The organism is Winkia sp. C0117E2 (genome assembly GCF_056590455.1).
In genome coordinates this window covers 93,640-118,280 of record NZ_JBWPWD010000006.1, presented here as the reverse complement: position 1 = coordinate 118,280, position 24,641 = coordinate 93,640, and the positions used below count along the sequence as shown (strand labels likewise).

29 protein-coding genes are annotated in these 24,641 nt (G+C 56.3%); 28 read left to right on the top strand and 1 reads right to left on the bottom strand.

Annotation, left to right across the window (positions count from 1 at the left end; translation table 11 throughout):
* Window positions 1-139 precede the first annotated feature (139 nt).
* The 5 genes from AC1EKG_RS09000 (at window position 140) to AC1EKG_RS08980 (ending at window position 3,349) form a co-directional block, all read left to right on the top strand.
* Window positions 140-514, top strand: a complete 375-nt coding sequence (locus AC1EKG_RS09000) for a hypothetical protein (protein WP_004808261.1) — start codon at window positions 140-142, stop codon at window positions 512-514.
* Window positions 511-825, top strand: a complete 315-nt coding sequence (locus AC1EKG_RS08995) for a hypothetical protein (RefSeq protein ID WP_004808262.1) — start codon at window positions 511-513, stop codon at window positions 823-825. The genes AC1EKG_RS09000 and AC1EKG_RS08995 overlap by 4 nt, the downstream gene beginning before the upstream one ends.
* Complete coding sequence (locus AC1EKG_RS08990) at window positions 822-1,079, top strand: hypothetical protein (protein WP_004808264.1); 258 nt, start codon at window positions 822-824, stop codon at window positions 1,077-1,079. Before AC1EKG_RS08995 ends, AC1EKG_RS08990 begins: the two co-directional genes overlap by 4 nt.
* 170 nt (window positions 1,080-1,249) lie before the next feature.
* Window positions 1,250-2,032 (top strand): hypothetical protein, encoded by a 783-nt coding sequence (locus tag AC1EKG_RS08985; protein WP_141739525.1) that lies wholly within the window; start codon window positions 1,250-1,252, stop codon window positions 2,030-2,032.
* 459 nt (window positions 2,033-2,491) lie between these two features.
* Window positions 2,492-3,349, top strand: coding sequence for an adenine-specific methyltransferase EcoRI family protein (locus tag AC1EKG_RS08980; protein ID WP_231288210.1), 858 nt, complete (start codon window positions 2,492-2,494; stop codon window positions 3,347-3,349).
* 246 nt (window positions 3,350-3,595) lie between these two features.
* Here AC1EKG_RS08980 and AC1EKG_RS08975 read toward each other — a convergent pair whose 3' ends face one another.
* Window positions 3,596-3,736 carry a hypothetical protein gene (locus tag AC1EKG_RS08975; RefSeq protein ID WP_155855910.1) on the bottom strand — a complete coding sequence of 47 codons (141 nt, stop codon included), beginning with the start codon at window positions 3,734-3,736 and terminating at the stop codon, window positions 3,596-3,598.
* A gap of 407 nt (window positions 3,737-4,143) precedes the next feature.
* Between AC1EKG_RS08975 and AC1EKG_RS08970 the strand changes: the two genes are divergently transcribed.
* From AC1EKG_RS08970 to AC1EKG_RS08860, 23 genes are all read left to right on the top strand, one after another.
* Complete coding sequence (locus tag AC1EKG_RS08970; protein WP_048706943.1) at window positions 4,144-4,467, top strand: hypothetical protein; 324 nt, start codon at window positions 4,144-4,146, stop codon at window positions 4,465-4,467.
* Window positions 4,460-6,073, top strand: a complete 1,614-nt coding sequence (locus tag AC1EKG_RS08965) for a hypothetical protein (protein ID WP_048706944.1) — start codon at window positions 4,460-4,462, stop codon at window positions 6,071-6,073. The genes AC1EKG_RS08970 and AC1EKG_RS08965 overlap by 8 nt, the downstream gene beginning before the upstream one ends.
* Window positions 6,074-6,097: 24 nt before the next feature.
* Complete coding sequence (locus tag AC1EKG_RS08960; RefSeq protein ID WP_004808466.1) at window positions 6,098-7,438, top strand: phage portal protein; 1,341 nt, start codon at window positions 6,098-6,100, stop codon at window positions 7,436-7,438.
* Between the two features lie 2 nt (window positions 7,439-7,440).
* On the top strand, window positions 7,441-9,354 hold the full coding sequence (locus AC1EKG_RS08955; RefSeq protein ID WP_004808468.1) for a hypothetical protein: 1,914 nt from the start codon (window positions 7,441-7,443) through the stop codon (window positions 9,352-9,354).
* Entirely contained in the window at window positions 9,351-9,644 is a 294-nt protein-coding gene (locus AC1EKG_RS08950) for a hypothetical protein (RefSeq protein WP_004808469.1), read from the top strand. The genes AC1EKG_RS08955 and AC1EKG_RS08950 overlap by 4 nt, the downstream gene beginning before the upstream one ends.
* A gap of 118 nt (window positions 9,645-9,762) precedes the next feature.
* On the top strand, window positions 9,763-10,245 hold the full coding sequence (locus AC1EKG_RS08945; protein ID WP_004808471.1) for a hypothetical protein: 483 nt from the start codon (window positions 9,763-9,765) through the stop codon (window positions 10,243-10,245).
* Window positions 10,246-10,287: 42 nt separating this feature from the next.
* The gene (locus AC1EKG_RS08940) at window positions 10,288-11,205 is read left to right on the top strand and encodes a phage major capsid protein (RefSeq protein ID WP_004808473.1); all 918 of its coding nucleotides are present in this window, start codon (window positions 10,288-10,290) and stop codon (window positions 11,203-11,205) included.
* The gene (locus AC1EKG_RS08935) at window positions 11,205-11,351 is read left to right on the top strand and encodes a hypothetical protein (protein ID WP_004808474.1); all 147 of its coding nucleotides are present in this window, start codon (window positions 11,205-11,207) and stop codon (window positions 11,349-11,351) included. Before AC1EKG_RS08940 ends, AC1EKG_RS08935 begins: the two co-directional genes overlap by 1 nt.
* A 16-nt stretch (window positions 11,352-11,367) precedes the next feature.
* Window positions 11,368-11,799 carry a hypothetical protein gene (locus tag AC1EKG_RS08930; RefSeq protein ID WP_004808477.1) on the top strand — a complete coding sequence of 144 codons (432 nt, stop codon included), beginning with the start codon at window positions 11,368-11,370 and terminating at the stop codon, window positions 11,797-11,799.
* A complete protein-coding gene (locus AC1EKG_RS08925) occupies window positions 11,768-12,133 on the top strand; it encodes a DUF6093 family protein (RefSeq protein ID WP_141739523.1) in 366 nt (121 codons plus the stop codon). The genes AC1EKG_RS08930 and AC1EKG_RS08925 overlap by 32 nt, the downstream gene beginning before the upstream one ends.
* Window positions 12,133-12,531: a hypothetical protein gene (locus AC1EKG_RS08920; RefSeq protein ID WP_004808481.1), complete on the top strand. Its 399-nt coding sequence runs from the start codon at window positions 12,133-12,135 to the stop codon at window positions 12,529-12,531. The genes AC1EKG_RS08925 and AC1EKG_RS08920 overlap by 1 nt, the downstream gene beginning before the upstream one ends.
* Window positions 12,528-12,950 (top strand): hypothetical protein, encoded by a 423-nt coding sequence (locus AC1EKG_RS08915; RefSeq protein ID WP_004808483.1) that lies wholly within the window; start codon window positions 12,528-12,530, stop codon window positions 12,948-12,950. Before AC1EKG_RS08920 ends, AC1EKG_RS08915 begins: the two co-directional genes overlap by 4 nt.
* 204 nt (window positions 12,951-13,154) lie before the next feature.
* Complete coding sequence (locus AC1EKG_RS08910) at window positions 13,155-13,667, top strand: phage tail tube protein (protein ID WP_004808487.1); 513 nt, start codon at window positions 13,155-13,157, stop codon at window positions 13,665-13,667.
* A 163-nt stretch (window positions 13,668-13,830) separates the two neighbouring features.
* Window positions 13,831-14,334 carry a hypothetical protein gene (locus tag AC1EKG_RS08905; RefSeq protein WP_004808489.1) on the top strand — a complete coding sequence of 168 codons (504 nt, stop codon included), beginning with the start codon at window positions 13,831-13,833 and terminating at the stop codon, window positions 14,332-14,334.
* 83 nt (window positions 14,335-14,417) lie between these two features.
* Window positions 14,418-14,684, top strand: coding sequence for a hypothetical protein (locus tag AC1EKG_RS08900; RefSeq protein WP_004808490.1), 267 nt, complete (start codon window positions 14,418-14,420; stop codon window positions 14,682-14,684).
* Between the two features lie 10 nt (window positions 14,685-14,694).
* Window positions 14,695-18,159, top strand: coding sequence for a phage tail tape measure protein (locus tag AC1EKG_RS08895; RefSeq protein WP_481067832.1), 3,465 nt, complete (start codon window positions 14,695-14,697; stop codon window positions 18,157-18,159).
* Window positions 18,160-18,180: 21 nt separating this feature from the next.
* Complete coding sequence (locus tag AC1EKG_RS08890; RefSeq protein WP_004808294.1) at window positions 18,181-18,900, top strand: hypothetical protein; 720 nt, start codon at window positions 18,181-18,183, stop codon at window positions 18,898-18,900.
* The gene (locus tag AC1EKG_RS08885; protein WP_004808296.1) at window positions 18,897-19,934 is read left to right on the top strand and encodes a hypothetical protein; all 1,038 of its coding nucleotides are present in this window, start codon (window positions 18,897-18,899) and stop codon (window positions 19,932-19,934) included. Before AC1EKG_RS08890 ends, AC1EKG_RS08885 begins: the two co-directional genes overlap by 4 nt.
* On the top strand, window positions 19,928-22,543 hold the full coding sequence (locus AC1EKG_RS08880; RefSeq protein WP_004808299.1) for a hypothetical protein: 2,616 nt from the start codon (window positions 19,928-19,930) through the stop codon (window positions 22,541-22,543). The genes AC1EKG_RS08885 and AC1EKG_RS08880 overlap by 7 nt, the downstream gene beginning before the upstream one ends.
* 11 nt (window positions 22,544-22,554) lie before the next feature.
* Window positions 22,555-22,905, top strand: a complete 351-nt coding sequence (locus AC1EKG_RS08875) for a carbohydrate-binding protein (protein ID WP_004808300.1) — start codon at window positions 22,555-22,557, stop codon at window positions 22,903-22,905.
* The gene (locus AC1EKG_RS08870) at window positions 22,898-23,062 is read left to right on the top strand and encodes a hypothetical protein (RefSeq protein ID WP_004808301.1); all 165 of its coding nucleotides are present in this window, start codon (window positions 22,898-22,900) and stop codon (window positions 23,060-23,062) included. Before AC1EKG_RS08875 ends, AC1EKG_RS08870 begins: the two co-directional genes overlap by 8 nt.
* Window positions 23,055-23,702, top strand: coding sequence for a hypothetical protein (locus AC1EKG_RS08865; protein WP_004808304.1), 648 nt, complete (start codon window positions 23,055-23,057; stop codon window positions 23,700-23,702). The genes AC1EKG_RS08870 and AC1EKG_RS08865 overlap by 8 nt, the downstream gene beginning before the upstream one ends.
* 79 nt (window positions 23,703-23,781) lie before the next feature.
* Window positions 23,782-24,639: a peptidoglycan recognition protein family protein gene (locus AC1EKG_RS08860; protein WP_004808305.1), complete on the top strand. Its 858-nt coding sequence runs from the start codon at window positions 23,782-23,784 to the stop codon at window positions 24,637-24,639.
* The last annotated feature ends 2 nt before the right edge of the window (window positions 24,640-24,641 follow it).

Genomic DNA, 24,641 nt, shown 5'->3' with positions numbered 1-24,641 from the left:
CGGTCACCCGCACCTGCGCCGGGTGCGGGCAGCCCATCCAACTAACAGAAACCAGCAGCCTCTACCAGACGGACGGCACCCCCTGGCCCGTCTACCACGCAGACTGCTACCAAAACAAAAACAACCAGGAAAACCACAAATGAACCCACGAAAACGCAACCGAACCTCCGCAAAAGCCGCAGGCAGAAACTTCGAAAAACAAGTATCCCAATACCTCAACGCCCACGTAGACGACCGCATAGAAAGACGCCGCCAAACCGGCCCAAAAGACCAAGGCGACATCGCCGCCCTAAGAACCCAAAACGGACACCGCGTTGTCGTCGAATGCAAAAACACCACCCGCCCACACCTCGGCCCCTGGACCACCCAAGCAGAAACCGAACGCCAAAACGACGGCGCGCTCGCGGCCGTCATAGCACACAAACGCCACGGCAACGCTAACCCGGCAGACCAATACGTAACCATGACCCTAAAAGACTTCGCCGCCCTCCTAACCGAGAAAAGACCAAAATGAGCACAAAACACCTGCAAGCCGCCCGCGCCACCCTCTTTATTGCCCACTTCGCCGGGTTCGGCCTAACCGCCTGGATCACAGCCACAACCGGCCCCCACCCAGCCCTAGCAGGCCTCGCCCTCGCCTGGGCATTCCTCTCCTGGTGGGCATGGACCCTAGCCGGCACACTCCTCATCGAAATAAACAACCAAGACCACCAAATCCAAGACTACGAAACCCGCGAGCGCGCCGCCTACCACACTCAGACGCTCCTTCTGGACAGTCTCATGGACCTTATTGAAAAGACCGAGAAAGAAAACCCCGAAAAATGAAGATCGACATCACCCGAGATGAGCTGGCAAACCTACTTGCCCCCACACCCACCCCTGCGCCTACTATCCGCCAGCGGGCTGCCCTGGCCTGCCTAATCCACAACGCCGCCCGGTTCATGCAAGGCGCAAAACTCCTGCAAGGCGGCGAACGTGAAGCCCACCAGGTGGCAACCCAAGAAATCATCGCCTCTTTCGGGCCCTTACCCGCCTACAAGGAAGCCTGCCAAGAGCTAACCAACAAGGAGAAGATGTGAGGATACGGCTATCACTCACCCTAAAAATAACCCGCACCCCGCGCCCCAAGCCCGAAGGCCCCCACCCAGCTGGCGACTGTTACACCACCACAGAAAACGCCGCCGAAAAAATCCCCTTCGGGTTCCAACCCCAAGACATCCGTCCCCGAAACTGAAAGACAGCTCCCCGCATGGGAAAAAACAATATTTGCCCGCTAACCGGCCAACCACTCAAAGACGGGCGACAAATCAGCCCTGAGGCAGAACGACAAGTCCTCGAAGCTCTCCGCCAGTTGCCCGGTCTACACGAAAACGCCCTACAATCCGCATACCGGATGACATCCCACCCCCAAACAGGAGGTGGCGTGCGCACCGGCCCGGCAGAAAGGATCCCCTACAACCCGGCCCTAATGCGAAGAATCGAAGCAGCTGCCCGCCCGCTGCACGTGATCGCTAAAGCCTGGGGCAAACCAGTAGATGGGCACTTTCACACCTACTGCCAGCAGATAGCCGCCGCGCTACCAGGCAAGGTGAAAAACCCAAACGCTGCTACGGTCGCCCTGCAAGTGAGGGATTCCTACAACAGCCTAGAAAGAGTGGCCGACCTGCCCCCGGAAAAATGGTTCTACGGCACCTGCGACGCGCCAGTCGGGCCACATGAAACCATCTGCGGTAGGGCAATCTACGCGCCAAAAGGCCGCGCCATAGTCACCTGCAGCAGATGCAGGACCAGGCACGACGCTAAAAGGCTAATCGACGCGTCCAAACAGCGTCTTAGTGAATACGCTGTGACAATCCCGCACATGGTTCGCCTGCTTAACCAAAGCGCGGCGGGCATACACCTAAAACCCAAAACCGTGTACAAGTGGGCAGAACGCGGCAAGTTAAGCCCAGTGCGTGAAACCTCCCAAGGCAAGCTCTACAGGGTAGGTGACGTGTTAGCCCTGGCAGAAGAATCACCTGCAAAACAATGACCACTCAGGCGAGTGGGCCGCGTCGTCTCCTGCCCTCGCGACAGGGGCGGCGCACCCACACGCACCCTGCTACGACTTGACAAAACAGCAAAACTGTCGAACCCTAGGTTTATAGGGTGCCACCAGACCGTACAGAGGTCAGGCACCTTCAAGTTTTTAAAAGACACGCGCAACCACCCGACAAAAAGGCAAAGTACTACCTACTCGGTTACGCAACAAAGCTCCCTCACCCCCTGATGCTAAATCCTCCATCGTGGCATACGGGCGACCCCGATCACCACTGTTGTTACGCGGGCAGACAGCACCGCCGCCACACGAGGACACTGGGGAAGAGGGAAGAGGGGTGCGCCCCGTATTTTTGGGGAGTTCACGGGCGCACCCCACACACGCACCCCCCCCCACGGGCCGCAACAAACGCGGCCCAAAAACATTTAAACCACCAACCCTAAGGAGACCCACCTGGGCACAACACACCTAACCCGAGCACAAAAAACCAAAAACGACGAGTTCTACACCCACCCCCAAGACGTAGAAACCTTCATGACAGGCGTGCTCACCAAAACCCCAAACCTACTGAACGGCGCAAATGTCCTCCTACCCTGCGACACCCCCGCCAGCGCCTTCACTAAATACTTCACCACCCACTTCCACCAACTCGGCCTAAACACCCTCACAGCAGTCGGAATGGACGGCAAAGACGGAACCTACTACCACCAAACCAAAGAAAGGAAGATACACCGCCCCGCCCAGGGGTGCGGCAGATTCCAATCCCAAGAAACCACCAACGCACTCGCAACAGCCAACTTCGTCTTCACCAACCCGCCCTTCTCCATCCTGCGCGAATTCCACCACTGGCTAACCAAACAGCCCCGCCTCCGATACGGCATCATGGCACCAACAACAGCCATCGCATACGCCAACATAAAACCCCAAATAATAGCCGGCACCATCCAAGCCTGGGGATCAAAATCCAGAACCTTCACCACCCCCACCGGCCAAGCAAACGCCCTCACCTGCTGGCTCACCAACATCCCCAACCAGCTCCCCCGCAAACCCATCGGCGAGCACACCCGCGAAGAAAACACCCACACCCTCAAAGGCAAAAGATACAAAGACCTGTACAAGCCATACGACAACCACCCCGGTATCGAATGCCCCACCTACCAGGCAATCCCAACCCCCAACGGGCAAACAATAGGAGCCCCCATAACCACCCTCGCCCAATGCGACCTAACCGACTGGCGCATCCTCGACATCATCAAACCCACCATAGGCGGGCGCGCCAAATTCCAACGCGTCCTACTCTCCCCACGCTAAACCCGCCCAGCCCGGGCAGACGCAACCACTACCTGCCCGGGCAAGCACACTCACAGCCCAACCAAACCCGAACAAGCAACCCCAACCAAGAACAGTAGAAAAGACTCCCCGATGAAACGCTGCCCAGCAAGACGCTGCCCCAACCTAATCCCCAACACCGCCCGCTACTGCACCACCCACGCCCACCAGTACGAGGCCCGCCGGGGCACCACCACAGACAGAGGCTATGGCAGTAAACACCAAAGACTACGCAACAAACTCAAAGCCCAAGTCGAACAAGGCAAAGCAATCTGTCCAAGATGCAACAAACCAATCAAAGCAAGCGAAGCTTTCGATCTTGGACACAAAGACGATCGCCGCTTTTACAACGGACTTGAACATGCTCATTGCAATCGTTCCGCAGGCGGAACAAACGGAGCAAGACAAGCCAACGAACGACAACGAACATGACAAAGAAACAAAAGTGTTTCATTTTGTTTATTCATTCGTTGTTAGAACACGAAAACAATTTTTACAGTCTCGCATTTTTTACTCCAGACTCCGACCACCACCCCCCCAGGGGGGAGGCCCCAAAAATAGGTAAGGATGGACCGCCGGTGAGGTGAAAAACCAGTCTGGAGCTTTCAAAACTACATCAGACAGAGGTGAACGCTATGGGTAGAGGAGGAGCGAGGGTCCGCTCTGGGCCACCAGCAAATGAGAACTCGGGCCGGTCCGCCCGACGCGGTTTTTCTCTGAAAGCCCTGCCCCCAACAGGCAGGCGCGGCAGGCCACCAAAGTTCCCGCTGCCAGAAATGAGTGAGCGGGAAGAAGAAGTTTGGAAGAGCCTTTGGAAAAGCCCCCAGGCGGTGGCCTGGTCGATGCCCGAAAACAAGTGGATGCACCATCTGGTCGGCTTATACACGCGGGTTCTCGTAAAGTGCGAGAGCCCCTCTACGCCGCCTTCCTTACTGGCGCAGCTGCACCGGATAGGAGACCAGATTGGGATGACCCCGGCGGGTCTTTCTTTCCTCGGATGGAAAATCGCCGAGGAAAGCGAGTCTAAGAGCGCCCCTAAGCCTAAAAGAAATGCTTCAGCGGGGGCGCGCACACGGCTGAAAGTGGTTGTAAATGAGTGAGCGTGTTGTTGATTTCCCAACTCTTGGGTTTTTAGCGGCTGACTGGATTGAAGCTCACTGTACGGTCCCATCTGGATTTGATTTGGGCGCGCCGCTGGTTCACGTTGGCTGGCAGCTATGGTGCGATGTTAATCATTATCGGGTTCGTGAGGGCGCAAAGCTGGGCGAGCGCGGCCAGTCTGGTGCTTCCCAGTTCTTCTACAGACGCTCCTTGGTGGTGGGCCCGCAAAAGTCGGGCAAATCTCCTTGGGGAGCATCCATTACTGCCTTTGAGGCTGTTGGCCCGTGCCTGTTCGCCGGGTGGGCCAAGGAAGGAGACTATTACTCGTGCGCGGATAACGGGTGCCCTTGCGGTTTTGAGTACGCGTATGTGCCTGGCGAGCCTATGGGGATGGTGCGTAACCGCTCCTTGATTCAGCTTTTAGCTACCGCTGAAGAGCAGGTTGCCAATATGTATGACCCTTTGAACTTTATGGTACGTAACGGGCCGTTAGCAGAGTTTGTCAAACCTGCTGAGGGCTTCTTGAGGCTGCCTCATAGGGGAAAAGTTGAAGTGGTAACCCAATCAGCGCGGGCACGCTTGGGCGCGCCAATCAATTTCGCTATAGCTGATGAGTCTGGCTTGTACACGGGCAAGATGAAGCAAACCTGGGCGACGATGCGGCGCGGCCTGGCAGGTATGGGCGGGCGCGGGATCGAAATTACTAACCCTTGGGACCCAATGGAGGCCTCCGCAGCCCAAGAAACCTACGAAGCTCACACTAAAGACGTCTTCGTTTTCTACCAGAAACCAGATGGCAAACTCGACTACACGGTCAAGCATGATAGGCGAAAGATCCACGAGTACGTTTACGCAGATTCCCCTTGGGTTGACCTCAATGCGATCGAAGCTGAAGCTGCCGAATTAGTGCGCACTGACCCAACTCAGGCAATGCGCTTCTTCGGGAACAAGCTTGTGCAAGGTCTCGGCTCGTTCATGCCGGAAACTCTCTGGGATGAACGCACTCGCCCCGGCCAGGAGCCCCCAACGGGCGGGCCAGTTTGTGTCGGTTTTGACGGCTCCCGCAGCGGGGACTGGACCGCGCTGCGAGTAGAAACCTTAGACGGGCTGCGATTCACCCCCACATACGGGCCAGACTCGCGCCCTACATGGTGGAACCCGCAAATATGGGACGGGCGAATCCCACGAGGGGAAGTAGACGCAGCAGTACGCGAAATCTTCGCCACCTACGAAGTCGCCCGCATGTACGTTGACCCCAGATTTTGGGAAACACAAGCAGACGCCTGGGCCCGCGACTTCGGCGAAGACAAGGTCATCCAATGGCCAACCAACAAAATCAACCGCATGTTCGAAGCGCTCACACGCTACATGGAAGATCTCAGCGAGGGTCTGACCTTCCACCTGGAAGATTCCATGATGAAAACCCACGTGCTAAACGCCCGCAAAATCGCCAAACCCGGAGACAAATACATCCTCGGTAAACCAAAAGAGCACATGAAAATCGACCTCGTAATGGCCGACGTGCTCGCCCACGAAGCCGCAGCCGACGCCCGCGCCACCGGGTGGGAAGAAGACCAGGGCGCAGGCATGATTCATTTCGCCTAACCCGCCCTCAGGAAGGAGCAAATCTTGAGGCTCACAACCACCGAAGAAGCCTACCTGCAAAAAGGCATCGAGCAACTAGCCCTACAGTGGGCAAAAGATGAAGAACTCCTCGCCTACTACGACGGCCTGCAACGCATCGAGTTCCTCGGCCTGGCCGTAGCCCCCCAAATGCGCAAATTCGAACTATGCGTAAACTGGCCGCGCGTAGTAGTAGACACCATCGAACACCGCCAAGACGTGCGCTCCTTGTTCATGCCAGGAGAAGAAACCGCCTCAAAAAACCTGCAAGAAGGCTGGGACGCCAACAACATGGACTCCGACCTATGCCTATCCAACCGAGATCGACTAATCCTAGGGCGCTCTTTCATATCTGTCGGAGCCAACGAAGAAGCAGGCGCACTGCCCATAATCCAGGTGGAATCACCGCGCGAAATGTGCGTAATCATGGACCGCCGCCGCCGCGCAGTAGCCGCAGCAGTACGCGTATACGACTACACAGACGGCACCCCCAGGGCAGCAACCATCTACCTACCAGACAAAACCCTCTGGTGCGCACGCCAAAAAGGAATATGGCACGTACAAGACGCAGACGAACACAACCTCGGCCGCGTCCCCGTAGTACCAATAATCAACCGGCGACGCACCACCACCCAATACGGGCGCTCCGAAATGAGCGACGTAATCCCCCTAGCAGACGCAGCCGCACGCACCCTAACCAACCTACAAGTCGCAGCCGAAGCACTAGCGGTGCCTAAGCGTTGGGCTACAGGGGTTAAACCTGCTGATTTTATGGATAAGGGCGGGAAGATTCTGCCGAAGTGGGAGGCATATTTCAATGCGGTGTGGGCGACCTCGAATAAGGACGCGAAATTAGGCCAGTTGGATGCGGCGGATCTGAAGAATTTCACTGAGACGGTCCAATTCTACGGCAAGCTCGCAGCATCGGTTACTGGTTTCCCGGCTAAATATTTTGGTCTAACTACTACTAACCCTCCTGCTGAGGGGGCTATCCGTGCTGAGGAATCCCAGTTAGTGAAAATGGTCGAACGCCATAACCGGGAAGTCGGTAATGCCCTGGGCCAGGTTATGGGCCTGTACGAGCAGATCCGCACCGGAGAAAAAGTTGATGGGTCGCGTATTGCTGTCGAGTGGTATGACCCAGCTACCCCAACCTTCTCCCAGCGTGCAGACGCACTACAAAAGCTTGCCGGGGGTAAACCCCTAATTAGCCGTGAGGGGGCGTGGGATGAGCTCGGTTTCTCCGAGGCCCGCAAGGAGCGCGAGCGCGAATATTTAGAACAGGAAGCAGCCGACGACCTCGTGGGAGAACTTGTAAGTAAGAGCGGTGAGAATGGCGGTGCCTAATCGTGAATGCTACCGAAGACCATTACCGCAAAGTCGCAAACTTGCAGGTAAAAGCTGCGGCTATAGGACGCCACCAGTGGGGCAAAACCAACCCCGACTACATTAGCCAGTCCTGGGGCCTAAACCTGCCCACTTTGGTAAATGCCATATCGGTTTTGCAATATGACGCCGCCGCAGAAGGCGCATCCTATGGGGCGGCAGCGCTGGCAGGCCAAGGAGACTACGAAGCGCCAACAGGGTTCGTAAACCCCTACGGGTTTGTTGGTATTGCATCTGACGGGCGCTCCCTAGAAGGCCTACTACAGTCCCCGGTTATCACGGCTAAAACTGCGATAGGGAATGGGGCAAGCGCAGGGCAGGCCCTCCAAATGGGCAGACGCCAGCTAGACATGCTTCTACTCACTTTGATTGCGGATGTGGCGCGCTCTGCCGCCTCGGTAGATATTACTGCCCGCCCCGGGGTCGGGTATGTGCGCATGGTAAGCCCTGGGGCTTGCGCGCGTTGCGCTATCCTCGCGGGCCGCTTCTACAGGTGGAACACCGGGTTTCTCAGACACCCTAATTGCGGGTGCGTACACATCCCAGCGAGGCAGTCGCGTAAAGCTGCGGCTATTAAAGAAGGCTACATCGCTGACCCGTACGCATATTTTCGTTCCCTGCCTCTTGTCGAGCAGAACCGTCTCTTGTCTAAAGCGGGCGCGCAGGCAGTAAGAGATGGCGCGGATATATTCCAGGTAGTGAATTCCCGGCGCGGTAGGACCAAAACCGGGATGTTCACCACCGAAGGTATGAGCACACGCGGGCACGCAGCAGGAATACTAAAACGTGGCCAGCGTAGGGCAACCCCCGAGCTCATCTACAAATGGGCGAAAGGAGATAGGGGGCAAGCTCAAAGGCTGCTTCGCGAGCACGGGTATATTCTCCCGGGTGGGCAAAACCCCGTTGGGGTGCTCCGTGGGGCACGTGAGGGGTTTGGCCAATACGGTAAAGGTGGGCGTGCAAAAGCCTCCACGCAGGCCGTATTAGAAGCTCGCCAACGCGGCTGGCGCGACCCGAATAACGTTTATACGATGACTGCGGCAGAACGCCGCCTCTACGTTGCAGAACGCGATTATAAGGAAGTACTGGTCGGGCGTAACCCGTGGACTACTGCGGCGGTAGAGCGCAGGGGTGGGGCCAAAATTGGTGGCACAGATGAGCCCCTAACCGCGCAGATTGCTGCCTCAGTCGAATCAACGTATAGGGCTGAGCTTATGGCCGCGATGCGCCCAGGCGGAATCCTTTCCAAAGAGGTAGCGCGCAGGCCCGACCAGTATCTACCTACCACCCGATTAGGCAGAAAAACAGTAGGGAAGAAATCCCCGACTCCTGCTGCTAGCGGGAGGGGAGGAGCTAAGCCGCCTAGTGGCCCAAAACGGGTGTCGAGTAGTGCTGATATGCCACGGTGGCGGCGCGAAGCCGAAATCCACACGTCTGACGTAGAGCCTATGCCACGGTCAGAATACGAGGAGATAGCGCGACGGCTTAACCCGGCGACAGAAGAAAACATGAAAGTCAGCCTCTACGGGAGTTCGCGGGGGAAAGGGGGTCATCTAGACGAGGATGCGGGAGTAGGCAAAACTCATTACCCGTCCGAGTGGACAGTCGAGGACGCTTTAGACGCGATTAATTACACCCAAAACTATCCCGAGTGGATCACGGAAAACTCGTCTGGAGAAGGTATGTATGATCTTCGGGCCGAATACAAAGGCGTTTTGATGGAAGTAACAATCAACATCAAACGCAAAGGCAGACGCCAACGACCACATGCTTTCCCCGTAACGGGTGATGGGGTATACATGGTTACGACAAAGAAAAGTATAATTAAACCGTGGAACGGGCCAGTGGACTGGGAAGGTTTCAGGAGGGTGGAATGAGTGAGTATGAAGATGCTTTCTGGGAAGCCTGCGATGAAGTTCGCACCCAGTTTACTGACGAGGAATGGGAAAGCAGGTACGGCTATGTGATAATGGCCGACGGCCCATTCAAACCAGCCTGGGATGCGGGAATGTGGAAGGCTAAAGAGGTCGGTTTTACCTACAGTGACGCTCTATTAGCGAAACTCGATAAGCTTATTCCCCCTTTGGATGACCCAGACGCTGACGGAATCGACGACATAATGCGGCAGACAATTGATCTGATGAAAGAAATCAAGAAAAAGGCCTAAGCCCACACCACATAATTCTAGTTTTACCCACTAGACCACACCGGTCTGGTGGGTTCTTTTATACCCGCACCCGCGACGGGTGGCGGGTTTCTTTCCGAGCGATTTGGAGAAAAACAAAATGGCAGAAACAAACACCACCAAAACCGAGCCCGAAAAAACCGAGGAACCCCTCGGAGAAGGCGGCGTGAAAGCCCTCAAAGCGGAGCGCGATGCCCGCAAACAGGCAGAACGCCAGGTACAAGAACTGACCGAAAAACTAGACGCCACCACCAATGATCTAGAAGACAAACTCGCAGAAGCAACCAAGCAGGGCAAAACCACCTCCGCCCAGCTCGCCCGCATGAACGTCGCGTACGAGCAAGGAGTGCCCGCCGATCTAATCGGCTACCTGCAAGGAGAAACTGCCGAAGAACTCGCCGAGTCAGCCAAGACCCTCATGGGTCACCTGTCTGCCAACAAAGCCGAGCCTGAACCCAAAACCCCAGGCCCACGCCCTGACCTAACCCAAGGCAAAGCCCCCGGAGCATCCGGCCCGGCACTCAACTCGCCACAGCTAACCGCCGCGCTGGCAAAAGCCGTTGGCGTAACACTATCCGAATAAAAACCGAACCTACCCTCCAAATCATTTGGGGAAAGGACAAAAATGGCTATCACAGCAGCAACCAAAACCACCGATTTTTCCGGCTTCATCAAACCCGAAGAATCCGCACCAATATTCGACGAGGCCGCCCGCGTATCAGCGGTACAGTCCCTAGCAAGGCAGATCCCGCTGGGCATTTCCGGGCAGGAAATCCCCGTAGTCACCTCAAAACCGGTAGCAAACTGGACCAGTGAAGGCGGGCAGAAACAAACCACTAACATGGGGCTCGCACTGCGCACCATGACCCCAAAGAAACTAACCGCTATCGCAGTAGTTTCCGCAGAAGTCGTACGCGCCAACCCCGGCAACTACGTCACCCAGCTACGGCCCGCACTCGCGGAAGCATTCGGGCGGGCATTCGACAACGCCGCACTGTATAACACCGGTGGCGATGGTACAGGTACTGGGCCCTTTGACGATTACGTTGCTAAAACAACCAAGGCAGTCACCCTAGGGACGTCAAAGAAAGGCGTTTATGGGGATCTTGTTACCGGCCTTGACCTGCTCCTAAAGGACAAGAAGAGGGCAACCGGGTTCGCTTTTGATACCGGTATGGAAACCACTTTCCTGGGGCAGCTAGATCAGACCGGGAGACCGCTGTTCGTGCCTGGGGAGGCAACCGAGACCGCGTCTGCGGTAGCCCACGGCTCCCTGCTTGGGCGCACGACTGTTCTCGCTGAGGGCATTGGAAACGGACCGGTCGAAGGGTTCCTGGGGAACTGGTCTAAGGCCGCCTGGGGCGTAGTTGGCGGCATCAACTACAGGATTTCTACCGAGGCCGCAGTCACAATAGGGGACAAGCTCGTCTCCCTATTCGAGCACAACCTCGTAGCGATTCTGGCTGAAGCCGAGTACGGATTCGTCCTCGAATCCGCCGATCATTTCGTCAAATTCAATGCTGCAACCGGCGAGGCAGCATAGTGGCCGCGCGTAAAAGCACTGCGGCTAAACCGGCACGGGGACGCGAGGACGGCCTAGTTGACCTCGCGTCCCCCTCCGGGGCGAAAGTGACCGTGGCAGAAGCATTAGCAGACCGACTACTAGCAGGCGGATACAAACCAGCCTGACGGCAAGGAGGTAGGCGTGGGCGCAACCATAACCAGCGTGGGAGAAGCATTAGGCCGAAAAATCGCCGACCCAGACGAAATCGCCCAGGTGAACTTTTGGATTAAAGGCGCAGAGCTCCTAATCAAAAGACGCCTCGGCCCCTTAGAAGGACTGGACGCGGAAGCCGTCGAATACGTTATCTCTCAGGCAGTAGCAAGACGGGCCCTAAACCCTGAGGGCAAACGCACCGAACGCATAGACGACTACTCCTACACGCTTAGCGCAGACTCAGCGGCAGCAGAAATAACTATCACAGACCTGGAATGGGCAATGCTAACCCCTGACGACAACACGATCGGCGGCGCATTCTCCATAACCCCAACAAGCCCCACATATGTGAGGCGAGCCGGGCGAGGAACAGGAAGAGAGGTAAACCATGACAGTTTCAATGGCAGTGCGTTCTGGTAGGCGCGCCGCAGAAAAACTCATGGTCGACAACTGCCGCATAACCAGGACGGGGGAACCTACCATCGGCCCAGACGGGCGCGAGCATATTAGTGAAACCACCGTTTACGAGGGCAAGTGCAAGGTGCAAACCTACGAGCCTTATGAGCAAACCCCAAACACCGCCGGGCACACAGCAGTAGTACAACGCTACTCAGTGCACGTCCCCTACGGGGCGGGACCATTTGAAGTAGGGGACAAGGTAACTGTAACTGGTAGAGAATTTCGCGTAGCTGGCCTACACGAAAAAACCTACCAGACCGCAATCAGGCTACTAGTGGATGAGGTCGTAATCTGATGGGCATTATCAGCATTGACACGTCCGAGGTGCGCGCGCTCGCGGCGGATTTACGGCAAGTGGATTCGCGCCTGGCCCGCCATGTGGTCCCGGTGCTGCGCAAGGGTGCGGTGAATGTCAAGAATCAGCTTGTGAAAGAAGCTGAGGAGTCAACGCACTTTCGCGGTTTTGCACCTGCGATTAGCTTTGATGAGGGCTCCTTCGCGGGGTTTGGTGGAGGCGAGTTCAAGGTAGATATTGGGCCTACTAAAGGCGCGCCAGGTTCCCTAGCTAATATTGCCTACTTCGGTACTAGCAGGGGCGGGGGGACAGTTCCGGACCCGATGGGCGCGTTAGAGGCGGAGGCCCCAGGGTTTGCTGACGCGCTTGGGGAGTTCGCCGAAAGGATGCTCACATGAAACAGGCAATACTTGAGCTGCGCAAACTCTTAACCGGGGAGGGGCTGCCCTGTTATGTGGCAGATATGAGAAAACCTGTCCTGACCTCTGCGGACTACCCGTACATAGTAATCACTGCTGGGGTAGGGGAGAAGCCCTCGGAGGATCTAGCCGGCAAGATGCGCGATCTAGACGAGTGGGTGCGCATAACTATTGCCGATGCCACGCCAATAAATGCTTTGGATTCGGCAGAAAAATGCGAAGCACTCCTACAAGGGCACGTCCTCCCCCTGGCCGGGTGGCGCACTTTCCCGATAGATGTTCGCCCAGTGTTAGGCGTAACCGTGGACCGCACCGTGACTATTAGCGACACGAACACGCACCCCGCCTACCTGGTAATAGAAGCCCACATAATGGCCACACCAATAAGGAGGTGCTAATGGACAAATTAGTAACCGTATACGACAAGAACACAGGCGAGCGGGTTCCCTATAAGGTTCCCGCTCATTTTGTTGGGCACCCACTTTTAGGCCCTGATTGGGTCCGAAACAAACCCAACACAAGATCTATTCCCCCAGCAGATATGAACCCTGTTGAAAGCCAGCCAGAAATACTTCCAACCGAAAATACTGAAGGAGAATACAATGCCTAAAACCCTAGCTGATGGGCGCATTAAACTGACTGTTCTAACCCAGAAGCCAAAAGACCTGCGTGCTCCCACCGTAGACGAGCTAAAGAAGGGCCTGGAAGGGTCCTGCCAGGTACTCAAATCTGATTACAAGCTCGGCGCGACCGCTTCCGAAACGATCAACGAGCCTGCCCTATGCACGGCCTCGAACGCAACAGTGTTCGGCGCTTCAAACTATGAAGGGTCTGTCTCACCATTCATCCTCAAAGATGAACACGGGAAAACCCTAGCTGATGAAGCCACCGTTTGGGAGGCCCTCCGCACTAAAGGCACCACGCTTTGGCTGGTAGAACGCGAAGGCCCCGAATACGACAAGGACTACGAGGTAGGCGACGAGATAGACATTTATGAGGTCGTAACCGACACCCCGCAGAAGCCCTCTGACCGGACCGGCTACATCAAGAGAACTATCCCGCTGGGCGTACAAAATGCCTACGAGAATGTGAAGGTTGTAGCCGCCGCAGGGTAATCCCCCTCGGCGGTTTACTTTTGCCGCCCCCAAACACTGCTTTCAGCCGGTAGTGGGGCGGGTAGGAGCATCTGGTGGCCAGGCCCTACCCGCCCCAGGGGGCGGCCCCAAAATAATTAGGCCACCATCCAAAACCGCTCTTACATAAACTTTGGAGGCCACCATGACAACACTGCCCGAAGGCGTACGCACCTACGAAACCGCCCAGCCCACCCCGGAAACCTTTGACCTTACCGCCTGGATGGAAGGCCTCGCCCCCACAAAGCGAGCCTGCACAATCTATGCCCGCGCCGACCTACTATCCCAGCTGGACCTACTAGCAGAAAAAATCAGGATAGCCGAACGAGCCGGACAGGAGGCAACCCCCCTGCGCGAACAGTTCCTAAAGCTCAAAAGCGAGGTCGAAGCCTCCGCCCTCGACATCGTGGTGCGAGCATGGTCCCAAACTCGCATAAAACGCAACGCTCAAGCATTAAAAGAAGAAGGCATCACCGACCCAGACGAAGTGGGTTTACACCAGATCGCCCAGCAGATCGAATCCCCCACCGGGTTTGGAGTTGACCAGCTGCGCAAACTAAACGAAATATCCCCCCAGCAAGCCTCCCTAATCGCGGCCACAGTAGTATCAGCAAACCAAGGGGCCGTGGAGGTAAAAATCCCTTTTTAGTAGACGCCCTCGACACCAACAAAAACGCCGGGATACTCCAGCTGTTACGCACCGCAAAAGAATGGCATATCCCACCGCTAGTAATGGCAGGAGTGAACCCACCACAGGCCGGGTGGGCATGGGAAGATACCATGCTCGCCCAGGCCCACTCCGTCTTTGAAAAAACCAGAATCTGCACCGGGTGCGGCTACCCCACACGCCTCGCCCACGACGACGACATGGACGGCTGGTTCGAGGTCAAACAAACATTCTGCATCGCCTGCGAAACAAAAGACCGCTTCCAGGCAGACACTGAAAAAACCAAGCCCACCCCAGGCATGGTCCCAACCCTAGAAATAACAAAACAATAGGAGGCCCCCTTTGGCTGACCGCAGTATCAAAGTAACTCTTAGGGCAAACGTCGCAGACTTCACCGCCCAAATGAAGAACGCCTCCTCCAGCCTAGAAGCAGTCGTAAAAGCCGCAGACAAAACCGGTACTGTAGCCACAACCAGGATGGGCCGCCTAGCACAATCCGCACAACTACAAAGAGGCGAATGGGAAAAAGCCGGCTCAGCCCTAACCAAGTTCGGCCTAGTCACCACAGGCGCGCTCGCGGGCTCGATAAAAGCCGCAGTCGACTGGGAATCCGCCTTCGCGGGAGTCCGCAAAACCGTAGACGGTACTCCTGCAGACCTAGCAAGAATAGAATCCGGGCTACGGGCCATGACCGGGCAAGTATCTGCCTCCCACGGAGAAATCGCAGCAGTAGCAGAAGCCGCAGGCCAGCTAGGCGTATCCAAAGAAAACATTGTCGGATTCACCAAGACAATGGTTGACCTTGGCGAAGCAACCAACCTGTCAGCCCAAGACGCCGCCATGACCCTAACCAGGTTCATGAACATCATGGGCACCAGCCAAGATAAAGTCTCCAACCTAGGCTCATCAATCGTCCACCTCGGCAACAACTACGCCACAACAGAATCCGAAATCGCCGCAATGGGAATGCGCCTAGCCGGCGCAGGCCACCAAATTGGCCTGTCCGAAGGACAAACCCTAGGCCTGGCTGCGGCCCTCTCATCTGTCGGTGTAGAGGCAGAAGCCGGCGGATCAGCATTCTCTCGCGTAATCACCACCATGCGAAACGCCGTAGACACCGGCGGCCCACAACTAGAAACCTTCGCGCGAGTAGCAGGAATGACCGGCAAACAATTCCAGCAGGCCTTCAAACGTGACGCCGGTAGCGCAATCGGCGCATTCATCAAAGGCCTAAACGGAATAGAAGCTGCTGGCGGCTCAATGCAACCAGTACTCGAACAACTAGGCCTAACCGACCTACGCGTAGGCGATGCTCTACGCCGCGCCGCCTCCGCTTCCGACGTATTCTCCAAAGCCATGCGCGACGGGCAAAGCGCTTTTGACGAGAACAAAGCACTCGCGGAGGAAGTCGCGCGCAGGTATGAGACGGTCGGGGCCCGGTCGAAAATGGCGTGGAATCAGATTAAAGATGCTGCCATTAGCACCGGGGATAGTCTGCTACCTGTAGTGGGTAATTTAGCTGATGGGGTGGCAGGAGTCGCTAAAGGGTTTGCCTCCCTGCCTAAACCAGTCCAGACCGCTGCCGCAACACTTACAGGCGTGGTAGGCGTATCTGCCCTACTGACTGGAGGGTTTTTGAAGCTAACTCCGGCTGTTTTAGAGACCATTACCGCCCTGGAAAGCCTCGGCGTGGTATCAGCAGGCGCGAAAGCCAAAGCAGGCGGCCTAATATCTGCCGTCAGTAAGATTGGGGCGGTAGTAGCAGTTGCGGGGGCCGCACTTACGGCACTTAAAGCCGCCCAACAGTGGCTTGAGGATCCACCTTCTAAGGGAATAAAGCAATACACTAACGCCATTTTAGAAATTAAGAAGGCGTCAGATGTGCCGAAGCTTCTCAAAGATACCGGGGAGAATTTCCTTGGTATAAAAATTGGGGCAGCCGCAGGCGCAAAAAGCGTAAAGCAATACTCCAAAATGGTTAGTGAGGCATCCCGCCTAACCGGTTCATGGAGCGAAACCTACGAGAGACTCGTGGCTAAAGCCCCAGGAGTTTCGCTGGACCCCGCTCTTAAAGTTGCTGACGAGCTAAAAGAGTATGGCAAAGCCCTGGCAGGGCTCCCCCTGAACAAAGCCCAGGCGCAGTTTAGGCTGATGACCGACGCTGCCGGAGGGACCAGCAAAGCAATCAGAGATCACTTGAAACTGATGCCTGAGTATGCTCAAGCGCTCCGGGATAAGGCCCAGGCGGCAGGCCTATCTCTTAGTCAGGATCAGCTTGCTAAGCTCGCAGTTGGCGAGCTCACTCTTGAGACTGATAAGAATGGGCAGGCACAGCTGAAAGCTGCTGACGCGGCTAACGCGGCGGGTGAAGCTTTATCCCGGTGGGGTGGGCATGCGCTCACCGCAGGGGACGCGGGTGAACAGTTACGCCAGAAGCTGCAGGGGGCCTCTGAATCCTTTATTAATGTGGGAGAGGCCGCCCAGAGTGGTAGTGGCGGGTTTGAGGACTTCGCCTCAAAACTTGAAGAACAGATTGAGTCCATGAAGACCTGGCAGGCCTCCATGGCAGTTCTAAAGCAAAAGCTCTCCCCGGAGGCTTTCTCCCAGCTACTCGATATGGGGGCTACCGGTGCGCAGATTGCGAAAGATCTAACCGATGGGGTTAACGATGAGGCCCAGTGGGCACAATTCAATAACCTCATGGGGGCGAAAGGTAAGCAGTCCTCACAGGTTTTCGCGGAGGCTATGGATGACTCCTCGTTTACAGCTGCTGTCCAGCAGGTGATGGCACAAAAAGGCGAACTCGCGGCAGTCGCGTTCTCAGATGCCGTGATCAATAAGGGTATGACTTTGCAGCAAGCTGCCCAGGCTTTAGATGTGAAACTAGATATTGACGCAACGACTGACAAGGCGAAAGCTAAAGCAGACGAGGCGGCAAACTACACAACAGCAAAAAAGCCGCAGATGACGCTGGAGATGCTAACAGACCCGGCTAGGATTGCTGCCGGCGAGACCGCACAAATGGCAGAGGGACTATCGCCAGCTATGAAACTTGGGGCAGACCCAAGCGGGGCAATTGGGGTATTCAACTCAACCCAGGCAGACGGCTCTTCACGGAACCCGATTATGCTTTTAGGCGCTATGGCGGGCCCCGCATTGGGGGTTATAAATGCGACTGAGGCTGACGGGTCATCGCGTAGGCCAGTAATGACCCTGGACGCTAACGGTAGACCCGCGATTGGGAGCATGAACTCGGCAAAGGGCTACGGTGACCGTCTCAGCTCGTGGATTAGCGTGAACGCTACCGACCACTTCACAGGGCCGGTATGGGGGATACTCAGCTCGATCCCCTCAGTAAAAACAATCACCGTGGTTGCTAACGTTGTGCGCTCTGTAGCTGGTATGTTGGGGTTTGCCTCTGGCGGCCCAGTATGGGGGCTAGAGACGGGAACATCTGACTCTATCCCGGCACGCCTATCAAATAATGAGCATGTTATTACGGCGGCGGAAGTAACCGCAGCTGGTGGGCATGGCGCGATATTCGCGCTAAGGCACATGATGCACACTGGGCAGATCCGAGACCTGCTGCGCGAGCGGGGCTTCGCCGAAGGGGGAACCCCAGCACTGCCTTATGCGCCACGGCCACTTATCACATCTGGTGGCGCAATGGCCTCACGGGTTGCGCACGAGGTCAGCGTGTCACTAGCGGGCCAATCTCTCGCGCTTGTCCTAGACGATGGCACCCGTTTTAACGCGCACATCGAAGAGGCCGTGGACCGCAGGATCATAGCTTCTTCGGCAATGTGAAAGACAGGTTAGAGAGGCAAAATGACACTTAAAGGATTTATTGCTGCCCACTCGGGGCTGCCCTCATTCATGATAGACGCTGGCCCTTACCGGCTTTACAGGCAGCGCGTACTGATCGATAAGGGAGTGGGGCCTACGATCATTTCTGATCCCGCAGCGCCCGTTGGTAAACCGACCGAGTACCACGTGCAAACGGCGGAAGATAACTGGAGTGAGCTACTTACGCGCCCAGGGATTGGGGCCGCCTACCTCCTTTCTGATGCGCAAGGCCGGGGCCCCGTGCCAGTCAGGATCACTAACGGCGATGACACCGGGTGGGATTGTGGGGCAGCCGTATATCGCCCGGCGAATCGGGCCGCACCAGTAGTTAGATACAGTTTCCCGCCTCGCAGCACGGGAACCCTGCAATTCAGTGCTGGGCCGGAAGCAACGGGACGCGTGAGGGAACTGGTAGCAAGACAGGAGCCGTTCTTTTTGCTGCATGACCATAGCGTGTGCCGGATCCCTAGCTGCGATGTCCCAGCTACTCGCCTTATCGTCCCAACCGGGGACATTACCGAGTCTAGGACGGCGCGAATAGATGCGGCGCACCGAGCCTGGAACATGCAGTACACGCGCCTTCCAGAATCCGCAGCATCTAAACAGATTTTCCTCACCTGGGGAGACTGGGTGCGCGCAGAAGACTCGTGGGAAAACTCTTCTTACGTTGAGCTTGCTGAGACGATTGGGGGCCTATCATGAGGCCGGGCCCATCCCTGAAGGACCTTTTAGGACCGGTCAAGGTGGGGGTGCAAGTACGTGTAACTAGGGGCCGGCAAACTCTTGCGGAAAATCTGCCGGCCTCTAACGCGCGACTAGAGTATGCGTCAGATCGTGTTGTCCCCGGCAGGCTTACCTATGATCTGCCGGCTTCGTGGGCCCCCGCTCACCCCCTGGCCCCAGCCAATAATTATGGGCAGCGCTCCGAGGTAACGATTTCGTTTGAGACTGGAGGTAGGGTCTATGAGACTCCGCTCGGTCAGTTTATCCATGAATCATGGGGGCCAGTTTCAGGGGACACTTTCACGGTTGAAGCCCTAGATTTGATGCAGATCCCCGAGTGTGACCCGATGGTGTGGCCTTCATCCCCACCTGAGGGGGCGACGCTGATCTCTGAGATGCAACGGCTGGCAACTTTGCGCCTGCCAGTGAAATCGGACCTGTACCGGGACCCGATTATTCAGCGTGGCTCACAATGGGGAACGTCTCGGACGGAGGCAATACGAGACCTTGCGGCCTCTCAGGGAGTCGAATACGGGGTCAAAGCGGACGGCTGCCTACATGTGTGGAAGCCTGATAACGCGGGGCTGAAACCCGCAGCCTACTACACCGGCAAAGACCTACTGGTAGAAGCTCCTGCTACCGGTTTTGCCCGCCGCCCCAATAGGTTCCTCGCAGTAGGGAAGAAAGACAAAGAAGAATGGGTCGCATGGGCAGACCGCGCAGGGTTCCCATTCGATAAAGATTACGGGGTTATCACCCAGCGGGAAGAAATCTCTGCCCCCGAAGCCTATAAGGATGTTCAGGCGGCAGCGAATAAGGCAATGCGTGAGTCTATGGGCGCATTGAAAAAGAGATCTCTAGGCATCGTTCCAGACCCTCGCCTTGAAGCTGGAGACGTGATCGGGATATCAACCCCAGCTGGGGAAGAAATTGTTGGGCGCGTAGTTGCTTATTCTCTGCCACTTGGCGGGGAAGAACCCATGCGCGTTGATTTGGAGGAATTTACATGGTGAAGCCGTCTTTATGGTTAGATAAGTCCCCATCTGACGGGGTGCGGGGGCAGCTATCCCGCCCGGATGCTGCCTTATACGGTCGAGTGGAATCAATCGTTGACGGGATTTTGTCGGTCCGGTTTGAAGGGGCAGAGGGATATCCGCCAGTGCGCGTGCGTGGAGATGGGGGAATTGCCGCAGTTGGTGCGCGAGTACCATTGGTGCGTGACTCGTCTGGGCGTGTGGTCCTTGCTGGTGGGGCTAACGACTTCCCAGAGGGCGCGGACCCAGTCCCCACAGGGTATGCAGGGCAGGCCCTGTTAGAAGCTTCAAAACGCGCGGGCGAGGCTAAAAAACAGATCGATGAGTTACAGGTTAGACTCCCGAAAGAACTAGATGAGGCTAAGGGCCGTATCGACGTAGCATTTGAGAACGCTAACCGGGTAGCCTCCCAGTTTGAGGCGGAGAAGGCCCGCGTTGATGGTGAGCTTGCTAAAGCGTTAGGCGCAACAGACGAGGTAAAAAAGTCGGTTGTCGTGGCGACGTCGCAGGCTGATAACGCTAAACGGCTTGCGGAGGAGGCCAAAACCAAGGCGGATAGCGTGGGCGGGAAAGTTGCTGAAGCACAGCAGACGGCCGAGGACGCGAACGGTAAGGCAGAAGTAGCAAGCAGTATCGCCAGTATGGTCCAGATGAAGCTGTCTGGCGTGAAAGACGGCTTGCATGATGTAAAGAGTGCAGCGGATGAGGCTAAGAAGGCTGCGTCTGAGGCGGATTCTAAAGCTAGCGCTGCGGCGAAAACCGCAGGCGAGGCTGGCAGCAATGCCACATCAGCATTACAGGATGCGAAGGCGGCGAAAACTGCCGCCGATAAAGCCACCTCGCAGGCGGAGAACGCGGCGAAGCTTGCTGGTTCTGCTAGTGAGGCTGCCACGCGCGCGCAAACCGCTGCCGATGGTAAAAGCAAGATTACGCGGTCAACCACTACCCCCTCTGGTGCCGGGCATGCGGGGGACGTGTGGTGGCAGTACACCGACTCATCCCTAATTGGCAAGATTATCGGGCAATGGGTTCATGACGGCACCGCGTGGGTGAAAACTGATGTGGGGGCCGAAATAGTCGCAGATTTGACGGTGGATAAGCTCAAGGCTGGCACTGGCAGTTTTGACCGGGCGGTAATTAAGAAGCTTGTGGCGGATCAGGCATTCAGCAATGAAATGTATGCCAGTAGGATTATTTCTGCTGAGAGTGGCAACCTGGTTCTAAATGGTGATCTGACGGGCGGGCAGGCCCCGTGGAGTAAGGAGCTTAGCTTTATTGCTGATGGTGCCCCTCCTGCCTGTTCGGGGTACTTAAACGCGGATGCGAGGCCTGCCGTTATAAAGCAGGTGCACGGGGGAACCCCTATCCGCCTCGAGCCTGGGCGCGAGTACGCGTTCACTGCCTGGGTATCGGCGGACATTCGGGACTCGCGCATGTTCTTAGAGCTACGTGATAGCGAGGATAATCATGCTATCGACGTCACTCAAGGCGGGCCGCTCGAAGGTGTCCCGGATTCGCGTAATGGGAATCCCCAGTATCTTATTGGCGGGTTTGAGATCCCCACGGAGTGGACCAAAATCGGGTGCCGCTTCCGGGTAAACCCGGCCAGGGGGTATCACCTTGGTGCCTTGTATGTGAATCACAGCTCTAGTGATACGTGGGCGTACCAGGCTATCGCTGGGATCTCGATAACGCCGATGGTGGGTTCAACCCTGATTGAGGGCGGGGCTATTACTACCTCGAAGCTTGCCGCTCACGCCGTGGATGTGGAAAAGCTGAATGTTACGGAAAAAATGGGTGCGAAGCTTGGGGAGTTTGTAAAGGTGAAAGCAGATAATATTCTTGCTGGTTCAATTGATGTGGCGTTAGATTTCACCGCCGGGGGCAGGATCACCGGCGCGGAAGTCGTAGGCTCAAAGATCATTGGCGGGCAGGTAATCATAGATAATCCATCAAGGCAGCCAACATTCCAAAACGTGTATGCGGATTATTCTGATCCGGCGGTTAACACTTTCCACGTGGAAGAGAAAACCACTTCCAGTACGAAGATTTTGCCTGACCAAATCGTACAGACTGGCAAGGTTGCGCTCTATAAGCGGGTGTTTAATAAGGGCCGCCCTGGAGGGGGATCGCCAGGGCATGGTGGTTCGAAAGACCTGTTAGATAGGTACACCCAAGAATTGAAGATTGATTCTGGTGGGATTGTCGTGCAGCAGGTCAATTCTAAAAATGATCGTGGGGTGGCGATATCTGCCTGGGGTATTGGTACTCCTGAGCTGCGTATTGATAATACGGGCGAGGTTGGCGCGTTTATGCGGCAAATCCAGATCCAGACCGGCACCGTCCATTGCAAACCAGCAGTTAGGGATGTGGCGACCGTGCGGTGGACGTTCCCCACCCCTTACCCGGCCCCACCGATGATTTTTTGCAACCCTGAGAATTGGGCGCACGTAGTCGCATCCGCATACAAGGTGACTAACACGTTTGCTGATATTGCGGTGCGTAATTTCTCTGGTGTGGTTCCCTCTCAGGATGCAATCCGGGTTATGGCAATCCCCACCAATATTGACACCATGCGCAAGCAGTAAAGGAGTGAACCGTGCGAGTACCTACGACTAGTGAGCTTAGGGAGCTTTCCTTTTTTGAGGTTAGCCGGCTTAGAGATGAGATCAGCGAGGAGTTTAACCGCCAGCAAATAATCGAATACCTACCCACTAACGTTGAGGCTTTACAGGCGGAGTATCAGAAAGCAGCCGGAGTGCCCCCGGCGGGCTCTAACTGGCAGGCCCCGACGGGGTTAAAAACCGCCTACGCGGTCGGGCAGGTAGTCACCCATAACGGGGTCAGGTGGAAGAGCCTATGCTCTTTCAACACTGCCGAGCCCGGCACTAACCCGGCTTTGTGGGGAAAAGAAGACGAAGGAGAAGCTGAGGAGGCCGCGAATGAGTGAGCAGATTGATATAAACACTCTTCTTGAAAAATACGAAGCAGAACTTGCCCGCATGACCCGGCGGGCAATACTCGCAGAAGCAACTATCGAAGCTAAAGAACGCGAACTATCCGCACTAAAAAAACACGGCCTAAAAGATGGAGACGCTAATGAGTAACTCGCACTGGAAGAAAGTAGCGTTGCCGGCAGCGACAGAACCACTCTTAGACGCGTGGAGAAAATTTGCCGATACCGCAGGCATAATCACCACAGCCAATTCGGTTGCTGAGGCCCGCCAAATACTCACCACGGCAGCAGACAATGGGGTAAGCATTACAGCAACAACGCCAGCATATTTCGATATCCACGGGGTTCTGTATCGTGCTGATGGGCGCAAGAATGGGACGGTATGGGTACTCTCGCCCCTAAATGAGGTGGAAGTCGATTCTCGTAAATACTCCACCGGTTGGAGTGGGCACCTCAACGAGAACCAGTTCCACGCGGCCTGCTCCACACAGCTACCGGCCCGCCCCTATGACCGGCTTGTCGCTGTCACCGCCGGGGCATATGGCAGGTGTACCAAAGGCCGAATGAATTTCGCGATTGTGGGCCATAATGGGGCATTCGCAGCAGCCAGGTGGGACCCTGACGAGGAGTCCTCAGTATCGGTAAGCCTGCAAACCGTTGTCCCGGCTGGGGAAGCCCCGAATATCAAGTGCGGCCCACAAGGCGGCTGGCGTGGCGGGGATGCCACACTCACCACTAATGACCGATTCAATTTCATGGTAGCTACCGCCTACCCAATAACAATGGCCTAACAGACTGGCTGTAATACATACCCACCCCGCTCGGGTGGGCTTTTTTATACCCAAAACCCAAAGAATGTGAGGAGCCCATATGGCATATCAAGATATAACCTGCTATGACTCACCGAATTACACGCCTGGCAGGGGCGGCACGCAAGTAAATGTGATTGTTATTCACTGGTGGAATAGTCCGGATCGTAATCCCGGGTTTGAGGGGGCAATACGCACCCTGTGCAACCCGGCGGTTGGCACCTCCGCCCACTGCGTAGCAGAAGCAGGCCGAGTAGCGTGGATCGTAAACGCCGCCGATACAGCCTGGCACGCCGGCGACTACTCCGTCAACAAGCGTTCTATCGGCATCGAGTGTAACCCGCGCATGAGCAGCGCAGACCTTGAAACTATCGCCCAGCTGATCGCGAATATTCGCCGCGATTACGGCTGGCGCATCCCCCTAGCTAAGCATAACGATTTCTACAATACTGCCTGCCCCGGCACGTATGCGGGCAAGCTCGCCTGGCTGGACGCGCGCGCCGAAGACATCCGCCGAGGGGCCCCTGCCAAGGTAACCCCGAAAGCAGACCCAGCCCCCGCCCCCGGCAAACTAGCCGAGGACGGCATCCTAGGGGTTGCATCTTGGAAGAAAATCCAAGCCCACCTACGCACCCCGCAAGACGGCACGATCTCCGACCAGGTGGCGGAAAAACAGGAATACTACCCGGCAATCATGGAAGCTGACCCCTGCCCGGCCCAATTCGGCAACGGCGATGACGGCTCCCAGGCCATACGCGAACTACAAGCCCGCCTAAAACAAACCCAGGACGGCATCCTCGGCCCGACCACAATCCGCGCCTGGCAAGCCAACCTCCACCAGACCCAAGACGGCTACCTCGGAGAAAACACCGCCCAAGCAATACAACACGCCCTCAACACGAAAGGATGGATGTGGTAAAA